Annotated in this window: 16 protein-coding genes; 15 read left to right on the top strand and 1 reads right to left on the bottom strand. The window is 70.7% G+C overall.

The annotated features are described in order from the left end of the window. From AVW11_RS17345 to AVW11_RS17310, 8 genes are all read left to right on the top strand, one after another. Positions 1–633 (top strand): alpha/beta fold hydrolase (locus tag AVW11_RS17345; protein ID WP_076044590.1); only part of this gene is annotated, 633 nt, incomplete at its 5' end. Between the two features lie 109 nt (positions 634–742). Then, the gene (locus AVW11_RS17340) at positions 743–1,828 is read left to right on the top strand and encodes an LLM class flavin-dependent oxidoreductase (protein ID WP_030838483.1); all 1,086 of its coding nucleotides are present in this window, start codon (positions 743–745) and stop codon (positions 1,826–1,828) included. Further along, on the top strand, positions 1,825–2,439 hold the full coding sequence (locus AVW11_RS17335; RefSeq protein ID WP_060177842.1) for an FMN reductase: 615 nt from the start codon (positions 1,825–1,827) through the stop codon (positions 2,437–2,439). Before AVW11_RS17340 ends, AVW11_RS17335 begins: the two co-directional genes overlap by 4 nt. A gap of 120 nt (positions 2,440–2,559) precedes the next feature. Further along, a complete protein-coding gene (locus AVW11_RS17330; RefSeq protein ID WP_338058860.1) occupies positions 2,560–5,379 on the top strand; it encodes a helix-turn-helix transcriptional regulator in 2,820 nt (939 codons plus the stop codon). Positions 5,380–5,515: 136 nt separating this feature from the next. After that, a complete protein-coding gene (locus AVW11_RS17325; RefSeq protein WP_076044586.1) occupies positions 5,516–6,763 on the top strand; it encodes a PucR family transcriptional regulator in 1,248 nt (415 codons plus the stop codon). A 137-nt stretch (positions 6,764–6,900) separates the two neighbouring features. Continuing rightward, positions 6,901–7,752 carry an alpha/beta fold hydrolase gene (locus tag AVW11_RS17320; RefSeq protein ID WP_060177839.1) on the top strand — a complete coding sequence of 284 codons (852 nt, stop codon included), beginning with the start codon at positions 6,901–6,903 and terminating at the stop codon, positions 7,750–7,752. Positions 7,753–7,795: 43 nt separating this feature from the next. After that, positions 7,796–8,704 (top strand): helix-turn-helix domain-containing protein, encoded by a 909-nt coding sequence (locus tag AVW11_RS17315; RefSeq protein ID WP_063834891.1) that lies wholly within the window; start codon positions 7,796–7,798, stop codon positions 8,702–8,704. A gap of 170 nt (positions 8,705–8,874) precedes the next feature. Next, a complete protein-coding gene (locus tag AVW11_RS17310) occupies positions 8,875–9,588 on the top strand; it encodes an alpha/beta fold hydrolase (RefSeq protein ID WP_060177838.1) in 714 nt (237 codons plus the stop codon). 147 nt (positions 9,589–9,735) lie between these two features. On the opposite strand, the gene AVW11_RS17305 is transcribed toward AVW11_RS17310, so the two are convergent. Continuing rightward, positions 9,736–11,367, bottom strand: coding sequence for a PucR family transcriptional regulator (locus tag AVW11_RS17305; RefSeq protein WP_240528203.1), 1,632 nt, complete (start codon positions 11,365–11,367; stop codon positions 9,736–9,738). Between the two features lie 375 nt (positions 11,368–11,742). On the opposite strand from AVW11_RS17305, the gene AVW11_RS37725 reads away from it, so the two are divergent. The 7 genes from AVW11_RS37725 to trxA are packed head-to-tail and all read left to right on the top strand — an operon-like array spanning position 11,743 to position 18,910. Then, a complete protein-coding gene (locus AVW11_RS37725; RefSeq protein ID WP_167389230.1) occupies positions 11,743–11,895 on the top strand; it encodes a general stress protein in 153 nt (50 codons plus the stop codon). Positions 11,896–11,941: 46 nt separating this feature from the next. After that, positions 11,942–13,837, top strand: a complete 1,896-nt coding sequence (dnaK, locus tag AVW11_RS17295) for a molecular chaperone DnaK (protein ID WP_060177837.1) — start codon at positions 11,942–11,944, stop codon at positions 13,835–13,837. Between the two features lie 9 nt (positions 13,838–13,846). Beyond that, positions 13,847–14,464 carry a nucleotide exchange factor GrpE gene (locus AVW11_RS17290; RefSeq protein ID WP_076044582.1) on the top strand — a complete coding sequence of 206 codons (618 nt, stop codon included), beginning with the start codon at positions 13,847–13,849 and terminating at the stop codon, positions 14,462–14,464. 6 nt (positions 14,465–14,470) lie between these two features. Then, the gene (locus tag AVW11_RS17285) at positions 14,471–15,421 is read left to right on the top strand and encodes a DnaJ C-terminal domain-containing protein (protein WP_076044580.1); all 951 of its coding nucleotides are present in this window, start codon (positions 14,471–14,473) and stop codon (positions 15,419–15,421) included. After that, a complete protein-coding gene (locus AVW11_RS17280) occupies positions 15,418–15,825 on the top strand; it encodes a chaperone modulator CbpM (protein WP_060177834.1) in 408 nt (135 codons plus the stop codon). Before AVW11_RS17285 ends, AVW11_RS17280 begins: the two co-directional genes overlap by 4 nt. Next, positions 15,816–18,455 (top strand): ATP-dependent chaperone ClpB, encoded by a 2,640-nt coding sequence (gene clpB, locus AVW11_RS17275; RefSeq protein WP_076044578.1) that lies wholly within the window; start codon positions 15,816–15,818, stop codon positions 18,453–18,455. The genes AVW11_RS17280 and clpB overlap by 10 nt, the downstream gene beginning before the upstream one ends. Then, positions 18,452–18,910, top strand: coding sequence for a thioredoxin (gene trxA / locus AVW11_RS17270; RefSeq protein WP_076044576.1), 459 nt, complete (start codon positions 18,452–18,454; stop codon positions 18,908–18,910). Before clpB ends, trxA begins: the two co-directional genes overlap by 4 nt. Positions 18,911–18,913: the final 3 nt, after the last annotated feature.

The raw sequence follows: 18,913 nt of genomic DNA, 5'->3' as shown, positions 1-18,913 counted from the left end.
ACCACCGGCTACGACTACGACACCTTCGCCGCCGACCTGAACACGGTGATGGAGACCCTCGACCTGAAGGACGCCGTCCTCGTCGGCTTCTCGATGGGCACCGGCGAGGTCGCCCGCTACGTGGCCGCGTACGGCTCCGGCCGCGTCGCCAAGGTCGCCTTCCTGGCCTCCCTCGAACCCTGCCTGCTCAAGAGCGACGACAACCCCGACGGCGTCGCCCCGAAGGAGTTCTTCGACGGCGTCGTCGCCGCCGTCAAGGCCGACCGGTACGCCTACTACACGGCCTTCTTCAACGACTTCTACAACCTCGACGAGAACCTCGGCACCCGCATCAGCGAGGAAGCCGTCCGCAACAGCTGGAACACCGCGGCCAGTGGCGGCTCCTTCGCCGCCTCCGCCGCCCCGACCACCTGGTACACCGACTTCCGCGCCGACATCCCCGCCGTCGACGTGCCGGCTCTGATCCTGCACGGCACCGCCGACCGCATCCTTCCGGCCGAGGGCACCGCGCGCCCCTTCCACAAGGCGCTGCCGTCGGCCGACTACGTCGAGATCGAGGGCGCCCCACACGGTCTGCTGTGGACCCACGCCGAGGAGGTCAACACCGCGCTCCTCGCCTTCCTGGCGAAGTGACGCCCCACCGCTGACCCGCCGGGGTGACGCCGCGGCTCCCGGCGACACCCCGGCCGCCCCCCGGTTCCCCGGCGCGGGAACCGGACGAGCTCAGGAGAGCAGACACCCCATGCAGTTCGGCATCTTCACCGTCGGGGACGTGACCCCCGACCCCACCACCGGTCGCACACCGACCGAACGCGAGCGCATCAAGGCGATGGTCGCGATCGCGCTCAAGGCCGAGGAGGTCGGGCTCGACGTCTTCGCGACGGGCGAGCACCACAACCCTCCGTTCGTGCCGTCGTCGCCGACCACCCTGCTCGGCTACATCGCCGCCCGCACCGAGAGACTGATCCTCTCCACGTCCACGACGCTGATCACCACCAACGACCCGGTGAAGATCGCCGAGGACTACGCGATGCTCCAGCACCTGGCCGACGGCCGGGTCGACCTCATGCTGGGCCGCGGCAACACCGGACCCGTATACCCGTGGTTCGGACAGGACATCCGCCAGGGCATCAACCTCGCCAAGGAGAACTACGCGCTGCTGCGCCGGTTGTGGCGCGAGGACGTCGTGGACTGGGAGGGCACGTTCCGTACGCCGCTCCAGGCCTTCACCTCGACGCCGCGGCCCCTGGACGGCGTTCCGCCCTTCGTCTGGCACGGCTCCATCAGGTCCCCCGAGATCGCGGAGCAGGCCGCCTTCTACGGCGACGGCTTCTTCCACAACAACATCTTCTGGCCCGCCGACCACACCAGGCGCATGGTGCAGCTCTACCGGCGCCGGTTCGCGCACCACGGCCACGGCACCCCCGAACAGGCGATCGTCGGCCTGGGCGGACAGGTCTTCATGCGGAAGAACTCCCAGGACGCCCTGAGGGAGTTCCGTCCCTACTTCGACAACGCGCCGGTGTACGGCCACGGCCCGTCGCTGGAGGACTTCACCGAGCAGACCCCGCTGACCGTGGGCTCGCCCCAGCAGGTCATCGAGCGGACCCTGTCGTTCCGGGAGACCGTCGGCGACTACCAGCGCCAGCTGTTCCTCATGGACCACGCGGGCCTGCCCCTGAAGACCGTCCTCGAACAGCTCGACCTCCTCGGTGAGGAGGTCGTGCCCGTCCTGCGGAGGGAATTCGCCAAGGGACGACCGGCCGACGTGCCGCAGGCCCCCGCGCACGCGTCGCTCCGTCCCCTCGGGGAGGTGTCCGCCGCATGAGGCTGACCGTGGTCTCCGCGGGGCTGAGCACCCCCTCCTCCACCCGCCTGCTCGCGGACCGGCTGACCGAATCCGCCCGCGACGAACTCGCCGCCCGGGGGCACGAGGCGTCGACGGAGCTCGTGGAGCTGCGCGAACTGGCCGGCGACATCGCCCACCACCTCGTGACCGGTTTTCCGCCCCCGCGCCTGAGTGCCGCGATCGACGCGGTGACGGCGGCCGACGGCCTGATCGTCGTGACCCCCGTGTTCGCGGCCTCCTACAGCGGCCTCTTCAAGTCCTTCTTCGACGTGATCGACCCGGACGCCCTCACCGGGAAGCCGGTCCTGACCGCGGCGACGGGCGGAACCGCCCGCCACTCCCTGGTCCTGGAGCACGCCGTCCGCCCGCTCTTCGCCCATCTCCGCGCCGTCGTCGTCCCCACCGCCGTGTTCGCGGCCTCCGAGGACTGGGGCTCCGGCGGAGACGAGTACACCGACGGCCTGCCCGGCCGGGTCCGCCGCGCGGGCGCCGAGCTCGCCACGCTCATGGCGGCGCGCCCGGTCGGGGAACAGCCCGAGGACGACGTCACCGTCCTCGAACGGCAACTCGCCGACCTGCGCTTCGACTGAGAAGGGCGCCCGCCCCGGCCGAGGGCGGGCCGGTTCACATAGTTCATACTGTTCCGCCGTACCGCACGAGAACCGGGGCCGTCCCGTGCGGCCCAGGCCGGCGGAATGAGCGTGAACCGAGTGACGACAAGCACCGCGCCCGAGGAGCTCGACGGTGTACGGACACCCCTCCGAGGCAGGGACGCCGAAATGGCGTTCATCGAGGAGCGGCTCGAAGCGCTCGGCCGGGGCCGAGGCGGGATCGTCCGCGTGGAGGGCCCCGCCGGCATCGGCAGGTCCAGGATCCTCGCCGAGGCCGCGGCGGCCGCGAGGCGGGGCGGGACACGGGTGTTCGAGGGGGCGGCGGACCCCGACGACCAGTTCGTCCCGCTCGGGCCGCTCCTGGAAGGCGTACTCGCCGGCGAGGAACCGCTGTCGGGCGCCCAACGGCTCCGGGACCTCGCGACGACGCCAGGCCAGCGTTTCTGGCTGCTTCAGGAACTGGGGGACCGGCTGCGGGAGGCGGCCCGGAACGGACCGCTGCTCGTCGTCCTCGACGACCTCCAGTGGTGCGACGACCTGACCCTCCTCACCTTCCACACCCTCGCGGCGGGACTCTCGTCGCACCCGATCCTGTGGCTGGTCGCCGTGCGCGCCGGCAGCGTGCCGTCGGGAGTACGCACGACCCTGGACCGGATCCGTCAGGCGGGCGCACACGAGCTGGTCATCGAAGCGCTGGAGGACCGTGCGATCGCCCGGATCACCGAGGACGTCCTCGGCGCCCCTCCCGACCCGGACGTCCTCCGCCTCGCCCGCCGCGCCGAGGGGGTTCCCCAGCTGTTGGTCGAGCTGCTCGGCTCGCTGCGCGAGGAGGCGGTGACGATCGAGAACGGCATGGCCAGGCTGCCGGCCGGACCACCCGCCCCCCGGCAGCTCCCCTCCGTCGCGCGCCGCCTCGACCAGCTCTCCGAGGAGGCGCGGGAGCTGGTGCAGACGGCGGCCGCCGTGGGCGGCACCGTCACCGTCGCGCTGCTCGCCGAACTGCTCGGCAGGTCCTCGGCGGCGCTCATCACCGCCGTACGGGAATCCCTCGACGCCGATCTGCTCGCCGAGAGCGGCGATCGCCTCGCCTTCCGCCACGACCTGATCCGCGAGGCGGTGGACGCCGGCCTCCCCCTGCCCCTGCGCCACGCCCTGCGCCGACAGGCCGCCGGGCTGCCGCCGGGGAGAGCACCGGCTGATGCCGCGGAGGCCGAGAGGCCGGCACCGACGGACGCCGCCGAGGCCGACCGGCTGCGCACCGAAGCGGCGGAACTCGCGGCCACCGCACCCCGACCCGCTGCGGAGCGCAGCCTCAAGGCCCTGGAACTCACGGCCGCGGACGCTCCGGAGCGGCCGCGGATCATCGCCGAGACGATCCCGCTGCTCTGGCAGACGGGCCGGGCCGTCCAGGCGCGTGAGCTGGGCGCCTCCGCCCTGGCGGCCGGCGGTCTCGAACCCGAGGACGAGGCGCTCGTCCGCCTCGCCCTGGCACGCCTCGCCGTATCCTTCGACTTCTCCGAGGCGGTCAGTCAGGCCCGCGCCGGCGCGGGCCTGCCCGGGATCTCGGTGACCGCGCGGGGACGACTGCTCGCCATGCTCGCCGTCGGCCTGTCGATGTCGGGCGAGCACGCGGCGGCCGAACAGGTCGCCGCGGAGGCGTGGGAGACCGCTGCGACAGCAGGTGACCGTGCCGCTGAGGCCACCTTGACGACGGTCCGCTCGGCCGTGAGTTTCCACCGCATGGACCTGACCGAGGCGTTCCGGCAGGCCGAGCGGTCCGCCGCGCTGGCCGACGCCCTGGGCGTCAGCACCTCGCTGTGGGTACCGGAGGCCCTGTGGCACGCTCTCCTGTCGAACACCACCGGGCGTACGGCGGAGGCGCTCGCCGTCGCCGAGGACGGCATCCGGATCACCAGTGAGCAGGGCCGGACCGCCGCCACCCGTATGTGGCTGATGACCCGCTCCCGCATCCTTCTGGAGATCGGACGGCTGACGGATGCCCGGGCCGACGCCGAAGCCGCTTCCCCCACGGCCGACGATCCCGGCCCGGGCAACCTCGCCGACGTCACGCTCCGGTACGTGATGATGCGCGTCGCCCACCACACCGGCGACCGGCAGACCGCACAGGCGTACGCTGCGGAGGCGAGGCGCATGCGCGGCGACGACGCCCCCGTCGTCCGGCACTTCGGCTCCTGGATGCTGGCGCTGATGGCCGACCTCGAAGGGCGGCCCGACCGGGCCATGGACGAACTCGACGGGGTGATGACGTCCCCCGCCGCGGACCGGCCCGCCTACGCCGGCCTGATCGACCCCGCCGACGCCCCGGTGCTCGTCCGCATGGCACTGCGCGCCGGCGCCCACGAACGGGCCGCGCAGGCGGTCGCCCAGGCCGAGCGGCGAGCCGCGCTCAATCCCGACCTCACGTTCCTCGCCGCCACTGCCGCGCACGCCCGGGGACTCCTCGACAACGACCTCGACCGGCTGGCACACGCCGTCCGGCTGTACGAGGACTGCCCCCGGGTGCTGGCCCGGGCGTCGGCGCTGGAGGACGCCGGACGCAAGCTGGCGGCCACCCGCGAGCCCGAAGCGGTGCTGTACTTCGAGAAGGCCCTCTCGCTCTATGCGAGGGCGGGCGCCGAACGCGACGTCGCACGGGTGCGCCGGCGCCTTCGGGCCAGCGGTGTCCGCCGCCGGCCCTTCCCGGCCCGACTCGACGGTGAATGGCCCGAGTTGACGCCGGCGGAGACACGGGTCGTACGGCTCGTGGCCCGAGGGCTGACCAATCAACAGGTGGCCGAGATCCTCTCCCTCTCGCCGCACACGGTGAGTTCGCACCTGCGCCGGGCCTTCACCAAGCTGGACGTCACCTCGCGCGCGGAGCTGCCCCGGCTGGTGAAGCAGCGTGACAGCGGAGAGTAGTCGCTTCGTCTCCCATGCAAGCGCCATGGCAATGGACGATTCATGCGATGTGCCGACGTCGCCGTTTCCTCAGACTGATCAAGAACCGCCGAACGGAGAAGTCCGCGGGGACAGTTGATCGAGAGAGGAACACCGCATGACCGTAAGGCTCCAGCGAGCCCGCCCCGGCAGCCCCGAGCTTCAGGCACTCGTCGACGAGCTCGCGGAGCGGCTCGGCCGGTCCGTCGCCGTCGACGACCCGCTGGTCCGTATGGTCTGCACGAGCCGCCACTTCGGTGACGAGGACCCGGTGCGGATCGGCACCCTGCTGCAGGGCCGCGCAGACAACGCGACCATCCGCTACGTCCTCGCCCAGGGCGTGACGCAGTGGTCCAGAGCCGGATTCATCGACGGCCGTGATGATCTGGGACTGCTGCCCCGTTACGTCGTGCCCCTGCGCGCACGCGGGCATCTCCTCGGACTGCTCCTGGTGGTCGTGCCCGAGAAGACGCTCGCAGAACACGAGACGCGTGCCATCGCCCGGGCCGCGGACGCCATGGCCGCCCAGATGTACGGAGAGCACATCGCCACCGACACCCGGAAGGCCGACGAACGGGAGCTCGTCCTCGAACTCGTCGGCGCCGACCTCGCCGCCCGTACCACCGCACGCCGGCGGGGCAGGGAACTCGGGCTGCTCGGACTGGCTGAACACGTCCTGGTCACCGTGGTGCAGCTGAGCTGCGCGACCGAGCCCGTGCGACAGTCCGAGGCGGCCCTGTGGGGGGCGCTCGAGGGATTCCGGCAGACGCGCTCGGCCCAGGGCCTCATCGCGATCGGCAGGGAGCGCGCGACACTGCTGCAGTTGCGCGACCGCCCGCCCGGTCAGGACGAGGTCACCGCACAGTCCGCTCGCATCCTGGAAGAACTCCACACCTTCCTCGGCCCGTCGGCGGACCCCGTGATCGGCGTCGGTGGCCGGCACCCCGGCCTGGACGACGCGTGGACGTCGTACGAGCAGGCGCTCGTGGCGGCGCGCGCGGCACGCCGACTGCCCGCCCTCAAGAGCGCCGGTGACTGGGAACTCCTCGGGGAACTCGCCGTGCTGCTCCAGCTCCCCGAGCACGCCCTGAACACCTCCCTGGTCCCCAAGCCGCTCCGCACCCTGACCGAGGCGCACGGCGGCGACCGCCTTCGGGAGACTCTGCGCTGCTTCCTCGAACACGCGGGATCCATTCCCAGGACCGCGGACGCGCTGGGAATCCACCGCACGTCGCTCTACTACCGCCTGCGCCAGATCCAGGAGATCACCGGACTCGACCTCGACGACGGCGCCCACCGGCTCACGCTCCACCTCGGCCTCAGAACGGAAGAACTCCTCGCCCCGAGTGCCGGCGGAGCCACCTGACCTCCGCCGCGCTTCGACAAAGCGAGGAGGATCCACGGCCCGATTCCTACAGCTCGCGGTGGTGCGGGCGGCGGGCCCCCATCGATGATGTTCGGGACGGCGGGACCGGCGTACCGCCGCTGACCAGGGGAGAGGTCATGAAGGAACTGATCACGGCGGACGGCGCACGGCTCGCGTACCAGGACACCGGCGGCGAGGGCGTCCCCCTGGTGATGCTGCACGGCTGGGGGCAGACGCAGGCGATGTTCCGCCATCAGATCGAGGGGTTGGCGCCCGGTCGCCGTATCGTCACCGTCGACCTCCGCGGCCACGGCAGGTCCGGAAAACCGCGTCACGGCTACCGCATCGCCCGGCTCTCCCGCGACGTGCTCGAACTCGTCGACCATCTCGGACTGAACCGTTTCGACGCACTGGGCTGGTCCATGGGCGTCTCGGTGTGGTGGAGCTTCATCGACCAGTACGGAACCGGACGGATCCGGCGCTTCGTCGCCGTCGACCAGCCCGCGGCGGTCGCCGCCGTGCCCTGGATGACCGAGCGCGAACAGCGGGACTCCGGCGCCATCTTCGATGTGTCGGGGCTGTTGTACCTGGGTGCGGCCCTCGCGGGGCCGGAGGGCGACACGGTCCGCGCCGACTTCGTGCGCGGCATGCTCTCCGGCGAGCCCGACCCCGAGGTGTTGGCCTTCGTCGGCGAAGAGATCCGGTCGACACCCGCCTATGCGGCCGTACCGCTGCTGTTCGACCACTGCGCGCAGGACTGGCGCGACGTGCTTCCCCGGATCGATGTGCCGACCCTGGTGATCGGCTGTGAGGGAAGCCACGTGCACCCCGATTCGCAGCGCTTCGTCGCCGAGCGGATTCCCGGCGCACGCCTGCACGTCTTCGCCTCCGACGTGGCGAGCTCGCACTTCCCCTTCCTGGAGAACCCGCCGGCCTTCAATGCCGTGGTGGAGAAGTTCCTGGCCGAGGAGCCGGCGAACGGGGCGTGAATCCGCCCTCCGCCCGCACGCACCTACGGCTAGGAGAATCCCCATGACCGTCACACTGATGTCACGTGCGCACGAACGGGTGCCCCGGCAAGCGCCCGATCCGACCTCGCCCTCCTCCCGCTCGGGGTGGCTGGTCCAGATGCTTTCCGAGATGCCGCAGACGAACGACCGGACCCACGTCTACCTCGGCGTCCATGTCAGGGGGCCCGTCACCGTCGTCCACGAGCGCGCCGAGACCTCGTTGGAGCCGAGCGACCTGGTCTTCTGCGACCCGGCCCGTCGGCATCTGCTGCAGTTCGGAGAAGGCTGCCAGATGATCTTCTTCCGGGTGCCCCGGTGCTATCTGGGCGTCACCGAGCCGGAACTGAACAGGGTGCTCGGCGTACCCGTACGCGGCGGGGAGGGGATCGGGGCGCTGGCGTCCGAGTTCCTGACCGCGCTCGCCGACGAGGAGGAGTTCCGCCGGTCCACGATCGGGGACCGGCGTGCCCGGACGGCCGTACACCTCCTCTCCGTCCTGGTCATGGAACTCCTCGATGCGGACACGACGGGCGAGGCCGACGACGCGTCGGGGGCCGGCAACGAGATGCTGTCCCGTATCCACGGCTACATCGAAGAACATCTGATGGACCCCGACCTCTCGCCGGAGTCGATCGCACGCGCCCACCACATCTCCGTCCGATACCTGCAGAAGCTCTTCCAGAACGACGGCAGCACGGTGAGCCAATGGGTGCGGCGGCGCAGGCTCGAGTTCTGCCGGATCGAGCTGGGCCGCTCCGACCGGAGAATCACCATGGCCGCGGTGGCACACCGCTGGGGCTTCAGCAGCCCCTCGCACTTCAGCCGCACGTTCCGTGGGGCCTACGGCATGAGCCCCAGTGAATGGCAGGCGCTGGCGACATCGGCCTTCGCGGCGACGACTGCCGGCGCCCCGGGCGGGCGAAGGCGCTGAGACGTGGGTGCGCGCCTGTGACAGCACGGATGCGCGCACGAGTGAGAGACGCCACACCCACGGCCCTACCGTGAGTAACGGTCGCACGGACCTCTTGCCGAACTCCGGGCCGCGACCTGACCGTCGTGACGACGCCCCCCATGTGGCCCGACACCGAGAAGAGAACTCCCATGACCAACCCCACCGTCGTCCTCGTGCACGGTGCCTTCGCCGACGCGACAGGCTGGATAGGCGTCATCTCGGAACTGCGCAGCAGCGGTATCCCGGTGATCGCTCCGTCCAACCCGCTGCGGGGCCTGACATCGGACGCCGCCTACCTCGCCTCCGTCCTGGCCCAGGTCGACGGCCCGGCCGTACTCGTCGGCCACGCGTACGGCGGTGCGCTGATCACCGTGGCCGGCGCCGCGGAGAACGTCGTGGCGCTCGTCTACGTGGCCGCCTACGTGCCCCACGAGGGCGAGAGCCTCGGCCAGCTCCAAGGGAACTTCCCCGAGCCCCCGCTGACGGGCAGCCTGAAGGAGTGGACGTACCCGCTCCTCGACGGCGACTGTGGGGTCGAGGTCACCATCGAAGAGGCAGCCTTCCCCTCCGTGTTCGCGGCGGACGTGCCCCAGGACATCGCAGGCGTCCTGGCAGCGGCTCAACGCCCGCTCGCCGTGGCCGCCTTCACCGAGACCGCGTCCGCGGCGGCATGGCGGACCAAACCGGCCTGGGCCCTGGTGGCCGGGGCGGACCGCACGATCAGCCCCGAGGTCCAGCGCTTCGGCGCCGCACGGGCCGGAGCCGTCGTCGTCGAACTTCCGGACGCCTCCCACGCCGTCGCCCTCTCCGAGCCCACCCGGGTCGCCGACCTGATCAGAGACGCGGTACGGGCGACAAGCTGACCGACCGGCCTCCGGGACGACAGAAGCGGGACCGTGCCAGGGCGGCGTCGTCGGCCCGGGCATCCATTCTCGGGTCCGATGGGACGAAGCCATGCTGGGAGGTGTGCCCGCAGCACCGGCCCGTTGGCACAGCTGTTGTGAGGGGCGTCAGCCGGATCCGCCCAGCACGATCTTCCACACTCGGGTGGCCACCTGGAGGTTGAGCCGGTCTTCGACGTTCGCGAGGTCGTTGCCGCTGATCTCGCGGATGCGCTGCAGCCTGTAGCGAAGCGTGCTGCGGTGGATCGCGAGGGACGCGGCCGTCTCGTCGTAGTTGCCGCCGTAGTCGAAGTACCGGGAGAGGGTCTCCACCATGGCTGCGTGATGTCGGGAGTCGTAGTCGATGAGCTGCCCGAGCCACTCGTGGACGAACGTCTCCAGTTCCTGGTGATCGGCACCGGGTCCCAGGATGCGGTACAGGCCGAGCTCGTCGAAGAAGGTCGTGCCGTACCGCTCGCGCGAACTGAGGCGCGCTTCGAGAGCGCGCTGCGCCTCCCGGTAGCGGTGGGGGATGTCGGGCACGGAATCGGAGGGGGCGCTCACCCCGATCGTCCCAGACCGCGTTCCCGTCTCCCGGGTGAGCGCCTCGTGCAGCGCGCGAGCGTGCGGCCTGTCGTCAGCGACCAGGACTACGTGGTCGGAGCGTCGGGTCACCAGCGAGTGCATGCCGACGGCAGAGGCCGCCCGGCCCACGGCCCGGGCGAACGAATCGTCTGCGGTCCGGTTCGACCACTCCACGACGACGACGTAGTGGCTGCGGTGCAGGTCGTGTCCGACTGCCTCGGACCGGGCGTAGGCGCTCGCGGCGTCCGTTCCTGTCAGGAGGTCGTCGACCAGCTCACGGTGCAGCCTCAGCTCCACTTCGGCCAGACTGCGCAGGTGGGTCAGCTCCAGGGCGAGCGACGCGGCGGCGTGTTCCAGCGCGAACAGGGTGTGTTCGTCGGCCTCACCGAGGGCGTCGACCAGTGCCAGCACGCCCAGGAACTCCCCATGCGGGCGGACCAGAGTGATCAGTCGGTCCTTTACCCGTACGGGGCCGGCCTCGCGGGCGACTGCGCGCAGCATGTGGTTCTGGCGGACGGGGTCCGGTTCCGGGTAGGGGTCGGGTCGGCCGGGACCTGACCAGGCCTTCAACCGTCCGAAGCGGTCTTCGACCAGCGCCGGAAGTCCGGTGAGCCCATGCAGTGCGCGGGTGACGGCCTCCTCACCGCCGCCCGAGGCGGCGATGTCTGCCATGAGGGTGTGAACGGCCCGCTGATTCCTCAGCTCGGCCACCACGGAGATCAGCTGCTGCTGAAGAGCGGCGCGGTCCTCCTTGACCCGGTAGAGCTCCAGCGCGTCCTCGCGTTGGCGGCGCTGCGCGAAAGCGACGGAGAGAGCAGCAGCGGTATGCCAGACGAGCGTGGCGAGCAGAGACCGCTGGGCGCTCGTGGGCCGGGTTCGGGAGGTCACCACCAGGTACCCGTGAAGTCTCTCGTTCCCGCGTAGCCCCAGGGCCCAGCCCCAGGGCCTGTCGGGGACGGTCACAGGCCCGTCCTGCCCCTCCAGTTCCCGAACCCTCCGGTCCACGGATTCGGCATGGGTGTGATCGTTCCTCGGGCTGGGGACCAGGTCGCCGTCGACGTGGAGGTATCCGGCTTCGGCACAGTACGGCCCGGCGGTGGCTATGTGGTGCATGGCCAGGCGCAGGATCTCGCCTTCGCCCGGGGCTTCGAACAGGGCGCGGGAGAGCTCCGTCATTGCGTGGAGGGCATGGGCGGCCGGACTCGCGGCCGATGGGCGCAGCTCTCCCCGCGCACCCGCGGGGTGCCGCCCGGCGCCACCCTGCGGAAGGCTGCCCTCCCAGTCGGAGCAGCGGCCGTACGCGTAGGGTGACCGGCTGCCGGCCATGGGATCACTCCGTTCTCCCCGGAGCTCCGGGGAGGCGATCACCTCTACGCCTACCCACTCGGGGGCGACTCATTCGAGATCTCCACAATCTCCCCTCTCGTACTCGTGGGGGTACCGGGCCCGTGCACTTCTGACTCGTCAGGAGCAGGCGCGAAGCAACCCGCCCGGCAATCCTGGGCAGGGTCCGGCACGCTCCGCGGGCACCGGCAGGAAGGACTGGAAAGGGTGGCGATCATCGGTCATGACCTGCGCCTTGTGGAGCAGGTGACCGGACGGATCGACTACGGCAGGGCCGCGCTTCACGGCGCGGCGAGCGGCGCGCTTCCCGGTGTTCTGATCGGTTGGCTTTTCGGCCCACTCGTACCTGAACGAACGTGATCAGGAGAGCCGGCGCAGGACCGCCGCACCGGGAGGAGATTTTCTCATGGCCAAGGCAGTGGGTATCGACCTGGGTACCACGAACTCGGTGATCGCTGTGTGGGAGGGCGGCGAGCCGTCCGTGGTGCCCAACAGCGAGGGCAATCGCACGACACCATCTGTAGTGGGCTTCACCGATACCGGTGAGCGACTGGTGGGCCAGCTGGCCCGGCGCCAGGCGATCCTCAATCCCAAGGGGACCATCTACTCGGCCAAGCGGTTCGTCGGTCGGCATTTCGACGAGATCTCCGACGAGGCCAGGGCAGTGGCCTACGACGTCGTCGAGGGCGACGGCGGCGCGGCTCGCTTCAAGGTGCGCGACAAGCTGTATGCGCCTGAGGAGATCAGCGCCCAGGTGCTGCGCAAACTCGCCGACGACGCCTCCAAGCAGCTGGGGGAGCGGGTCACGGAGGCGGTCATCACGGTGCCCGCCTACTTCAATGACGCTCAGCGCACCGCCACCAAGGACGCCGGACGGATCGCAGGACTCGAAGTGCTGCGGATCATCAACGAGCCGACCGCGGCGGCCCTCGCGTACGGCATGGACAAGAAGCAGCACGAGACCGTCCTCGTCTTCGACCTGGGCGGCGGCACCTTCGACGTGAGCATCCTCGACGTCGGCGACGGTGTGGTGGAGGTGCGGTCCACAGCGGGTGACAGCCACCTGGGCGGCGACGACTTCGACCGGCGTCTGGTGGATTACCTGGCGGACGACTTCCAGAAGGAGAACGGCATCGATCTGCGCAAGGACCCGCAGGCGCTGCAACGCCTCTTCGAGGCGGCGGAGAAGGCCAAGACCGAGCTGAGTTCGGTGACGCAGACGCAGGTCAGCCTGCCGTTCGTCACGGCCGATGCCTCCGGTCCCAAGCACCTCACCGACTCGATCATGCGGTCCACGTTCGAGCAGATCACCGGCGACCTGGTGGAGCGGTGCCTGGGACCGGTCCAGCAGGCCATGGCCGACGCCAAAGTCGGCGAGAGCGACATCGACGAGGTCATTCTCGTCGGCGGTTCCACCCGCATCCCCGCCGTTCAGGCCCTCGTGCGCCGGCTGACCGGCGGCAAGGAACCCAACATGAGCGTCAACCCCGACGAGGTCGTGGCCCTGGGTGCCGCGATCCAGGCCGGGGTGCTCAAGGGCGAGGTCAAGGACGTCCTGCTGCTCGATGTCACGCCCCTGTCGCTGGGTGTCGAGACGCGTGGCGGCGTGATGACGAAGATCATCGATCGGAACACCACCATCCCGGTGCGCCGCTCCGAGACCTTCTCCACCGCCGAGGACAACCAGCCGGCGGTCGATGTGGTGGTCCTCCAGGGTGAGCGCGAGCGGGCCGCGGACAACCGGGTGCTCGGCCGGTTCCAGCTCACCGACATCCGGCAGGCGCCGCGGGGCGAACCGCAGGTCGAGGTCACCTTCGACGTCGACGCCAACGGCATTCTCGAGGTCAAAGCCCGGGACCGGGACACCGGCAAGGAACAGGGCATCACCATCAGCGAGAGCTCGAACCTGGACCGCAGCGAGGTCGAACGCATGGTCCAGGAGGCCGAGAGCAACCGGGGCCAGGACCAGGCGCTGCGCGAGGCCGTCGATGCCCGCAACGAGCTCGACGCCGTTGCGTACCAGGTCGAGAGGCGCCTCGCCGAGCTGGGGGACGCCGCACCCGCGCACGAGAAGGCACGCGCCGAGATGCTCGTGTCGGATGCCCGTTCGGCGGTCAAGGAGGAGGCAGGCGCGGAGCGGGTTCGGCCCCTGACGTCCGAACTCCAGCAGGTGCTCGCAGGGTTGGCGGCGCATCAGGGCGGTGCCGCCACCGACGGACCGGGCCAGGACGCCACCGGGGGCGGCGCGACCGGCGGTGGCAGTGACGACGACGTCATCGACGCCGAGTTCGACAAGGGCTGAGGACCCGTCATGCCGATCCACCCCAGGGAACCTCACCCCACCGTGCAGGACCAGGCCGGCCCGGCTCCGGAGGGCACCGAACGCCGTCCCCGCAGGGATCTCCCGCCCTCGGGCCAGCCGACGGGGCCCGGGACTGCCACGGACGAGGAACCCGGCCCCGACGCGGCCGGCGGCCCCGCACCGTCCGAGGACGAGCACACGACCGCGATCCGGGAGCTGGAAGACCGCTGGCGGCGCGCACTTGCCGACCTCGACAACCTCCGCAAGCGTCACGTCAGGGAGCTGGAGCGGGAGCGGACGGTCGAGCGTTCCCGTACGGCCGCCGCCTTCCTGCCCGTCCTGGACAACCTCGAACTCGCCCTGGCCCATGCAGGAGCGGACTCCGGCGCGATCGTGGAGGGCGTACGGGCCGTACGCGATCAGGCGGTCAACGTCCTCGAACTGCTCGGCTACCCGCGGCACGCGGAGACCGGCGTCCCCTTCGACCCGGCCCGGCACGAGGTGGTCGCCGTCGTCCAGGACCCCGACGCGCCGCCGGGCACAGTGGTCGAGGTGCTGCGCCCCGGCTTCGGGGACGGCGAGCGGCAGCTCAGGCCCGCCGCCGTGACGGTCGCGAAACGGGAGTGACCGGTCATGGCACGGGACTTCTACGAGGTGCTGGGCGTGTCGCGGACCGCGAGCCAGGACGAGATCCAGCAGGCATATCGCACACTCGCCCGCAAGAACCACCCCGACGTCAACAAGGACCCGGGGGCGGAGGAACGCTTCAAGGACCTCAACGAGGCGTACAGCGCCCTGTCGGACCCGAAGACCCGGGCCCGCTACGACCGCTTCGGCGAGGACTTCCGAAAGATCCCCGAGGACTTCGACGAACGGGTCGCGGCCGGCGCGGGCGGCTTCCGCGCGCGGAGGACTGCGGGCGCGGGAGGCCCCCGCGTCCGGTACGCCACCGGCTTCGGCGACGACTTCGGGGCGGACGGTGTCGACATCGAGGACCTTCTCGGCTCGATCTTCGGAGCAGGAGCCGCCCGCGGCGGTGTACCGGGGGCCGACCAGGAGGCTGAGCTGCCGCTCACCGTGGAGGAGGCGTTCAAGGGCGGCCGTCGCGCCGTCACCCTCGCCGGTCCCGCCGGTCAGCCGCGGCGGTACGAGGTCAACGTGCCGCCGGGCGTCACCGACGGGCAGCGCATCCGGCTGGCGGGGGAGGGCGGCCGGGGAAGTGGTGACGCCCCCGGAGGAGACTTGTACCTGCGGGTGCGTGTCCAGCCCCACCCACAGTTCCGACTCGACGGCCGCGATGTCCACGTCCAGGTCCCCGTCACCCCCTGGGAAGCGGCCCTTGGTGCGACCGTGCCCGTGCCCACCCCCGGCGGTGGCACGGCCAAGGTCACCGTGCCCGCGGGCTCGTCCAGCGGCCGGCGACTGCGGCTGCGCGGCGAGGGCATGCCCAATCCGCGCGGCGCCGACGGCGACCTGTACGCCGAACTCCGCGTCGTCGTGCCGCCCACCCTGGGTGAGCGGGAGCGCGAACTGTTCGAGGAGCTCGCCGCCACCTCCTCCTTCGACCCCAGGAGGACACGATGAACGACCGACCTGCGGGAGCGGCAGGCATCGGCCGGACCGGCATGGGTGACCGGCCGGTACGAACGAGCACGGCCCCCACCTTCGCGACGGCTGTCCGGTACGCGCTCGTGCCCGTCCGCAGACTCTCCCTGGACGCCGTGGCCCTCCGCTCGGGCCTCCACCCCGACCTGATCCGCCGGTTCGTCGCCCTCGGACTGGTCGACGCCGACCGCGACGCCGCGGGGCACCTGGTGTTCGACCCCGAGGCCCCGGCGGTGCTCGCCCGCATCCAGCGGCTGCGCTCCGGACTCTGCCTCAACTACGCCTCGATCGGCCTGGTGCTCGACCTGCTCGATCGCATCAGCCTGCTCGAAGCCGACCTGCGCCGCCGCGGCACGAGGAGTGAAACACCCCCATGGACATGAATCGTCTCACCCAGAAGTCCCAGGAAGCCCTCCAGGAAGCCCAGACCGCGGCTGTCGGCATGGGGCAGACCGAGGTCGACGGGGAACACCTGCTGCTCGCACTCCTCGATCAGGAGAACGGTCTGATCCCCCGGTTGGCGCAACAGGCCGGTACCGAGCCGAACGCCCTGCGCGCAGCCGTGCGCGAGGAACTCTCCCGCCGCCCGAGGGTCACCGGCCCCGGCGCAGCCCCCGGCCAGGTCTTCGTCACCCAGCGCCTGGCCCGCCTGCTCGATGCTGCCGAACGCGAGGCCAAACGCCTCAAGGACGAGTACGTGTCGGTGGAGCACCTCCTCCTCGCCCTGGCGGAAGAGGGCTCGTCGACCGCCGCCGGGCGTCTGCTCAAGGAGGCCGGCATCACCAGGGACTCGTTCCTGAGCGCGCTCACCCAGGTCCGGGGGAACCAGCGCGTCACCTCCGCCAACCCCGAAGTGGCCTACGAGGCTTTGGAGAAGTACGGCCGCGATCTCGTCGCCGAGGCAAGGACCGGCAGCCTCGACCCGGTCATCGGCCGGGACACCGAGATCCGCCGCGTCACCCAGATCCTCAGCCGCAAGTCCAAGAACAACCCGGTCCTCATCGGCGACCCCGGCGTCGGCAAGACCGCCATCGTCGAGGGTCTCGCCCAGCGCATCGTCCGCGGCGACGTGCCCGAAGGACTCCGCCACAGGACCGTGTTCGCCCTCGACATGGGCTCCCTGGTCGCCGGGGCCAAGTACCGCGGTGAGTTCGAGGAACGGCTCAAGGCCGTGCTCAGCGAGGTCAAGGCCGCCCAGGGGCGCATCCTGCTCTTCGTCGACGAACTGCACACCGTCGTGGGCGCAGGTGCCGCCGAAGGAGCCATGGACGCGGGCAACATGCTCAAGCCGATGCTCGCGCGCGGAGAACTCCACATGATCGGCGCCACCACCCTCGACGAGTACCGCAAGCACATCGAGAAGGACGCCGCCCTCGAACGCCGTTTCCAGCAGGTGGTGGTCGACGAGCCGAGCGTGGAGGACACCATCTCCATCCTGCGAGGACTACGCGAACGTCTGGAGGTCTTCCACGGAGTGAAGATCCAGGACACCGCGCTGGTCTCTGCGGCCACCCTCAGCCAGCGCTACATCACCGAGCGGTTCCTGCCGGACAAGGCCATCGACCTCGTGGACGAGGCGTGCGCCCGGCTTCGTACCGAGATCGACTCCATGCCGGCCGAACTCGACGAGATCACCCGCCGCGTCACCCGCCTGGAGATCGAGGAGGCCGCCCTCTCGAAGGAGACCGATCCCGCCAGCGAAGCCCGCCTGGAAGAGCTGCGCAAGGAACTGGCCGACCTGCGCGCCGAGGCCGATTCCAAACACGCCCAGTGGGAGGCCGAGAGGCAGGCGATCCGCCGCGTGCAGGAACTGCGCCAGGAACTGGAGCAGGTCCGTCACGAGGCGGAGGAGGCCGAACGCGCCTACGACCTCAACCGCGCCGCCGAACTCCGCTATGGCCGCCTCCAGGACCTGGAGCGCCGACTCGCCGCGGAGGAGGAGCAACTGGCCGCCAAACAAGGACAGAACCGACTGCTGCGCGAGGTCGTCACCGAGGAGGAGATCGCCGAGATCGTCGCCGCCTGGACCGGCGTCCCCGTCGCCCGCCTCCAGGAGGGCGAACGCGAGAAACTGCTGCGCCTCGACGAGATCCTGCGCGAGCGCGTCATCGGCCAGGACGAGGCCGTCAAGCTCGTCGCCGACGCCGTCATCCGCGCTCGCTCCGGTATCCGCGACCCTCGCCGCCCCATCGGCTCTTTCATCTTCCTGGGCCCCACCGGCGTCGGGAAGACCGAGCTGGCCAAGACGCTCGCCCGGGCGCTGTTCGACTCCGAGGAGAACATGGTCCGGCTCGACATGAGTGAGTACCAGGAGCGCCACACCGTCAGCCGGCTCATGGGCGCACCGCCCGGATATGTCGGCTACGAGGAGGGCGGCCAGCTCACCGAGGCCGTACGCCGCAAGCCGTACTCGGTCGTGTTGTTCGACGAGGTCGAGAAGGCGCACACCGATGTCTTCAACACTCTGCTGCAGATCCTCGACGACGGCCGTATCACCGATGCTCAGGGCCGTACCGTCGACTTCCGCAACACCGTGATCATCATGACGTCCAACATCGGCTCCGAGCACCTTCTCGACGGCGCCACCGCCGAGGGTGAGATCAAGCCCGACGCCCGCGCCCTGGTGATGGGCGAGCTGCGCGGACACTTCCGCCCGGAGTTCCTCAACCGCATCGACGACATCGTCCTGTTCAAGCCGCTCGGTGAGCGGCAGATCGAGCGGATCGTGGAGCTGCAGTTCGACGAGCTGCGGCAGCGGCTCATCGAGCGCCGCATCACCGTCGAACTCACCGACGCTGCGAAGGAGGCGATTGCCCACCAGGGCTACGACCCGGTGTACGGGGCGCGGCCGCTGCGGCGCTACATCTCCCACGAGGTCGAGACGCTGGTCGGGCGCGCCCTGCTGCGCGGCGACGTCCAGGACGGTGCGACGGTGCGTGTCGACGCCGAGCACGGAGAGCTGGTGGTCACCTACGACCAGCAGGAGGGGGCCCGGGAGGCGAGGGCGGCGTGAACTCCACCCGGACGACGACGGTGACCTGCCCGAACTGCGGGCGCGGCAACCGGATTCCCGTGGCCGCCGAGGGACGGCCCAGGTGCGGCCACTGCAAGCAGCCCCTGCCCTGGGTCGTCGACGCGGGCGACGACGACTTCGCCGAGGTCGCCGACAACGCCACGGTACCCGTCATCGTCGACCTCTGGGCCACCTGGTGCGGCCCCTGCCGCATGGTCAGCCCCGCCCTCGAACAGGTCGCCCGCGACCTCGCCGGACGGATCAAGCTCGTCAAGGTCGATGTCGACATGAACCCACAGCTCAGCCGCCGCTTCGAAGTGCAGGCCGTTCCGACCCTCCTCGTCCTGGACAAGGGCGAGACGGTCGGCCGGCAGGCCGGCGCGGCACCCGCACACGTTCTGCGCGCGTGGGTCGAGCAGACGATGGCGGGCCGACAACCCACCGTAGGAGGGTGAGCA

This window comes from Streptomyces amritsarensis (genome assembly GCF_001953875.1).
GTDB classification, from domain to species: Bacteria; Actinomycetota; Actinomycetes; order Streptomycetales; family Streptomycetaceae; genus Streptomyces; species Streptomyces amritsarensis.
The sequence above is the reverse complement of the archived record's forward strand: the minus strand, read 5'-3'. Positions and strand labels throughout refer to the sequence as shown.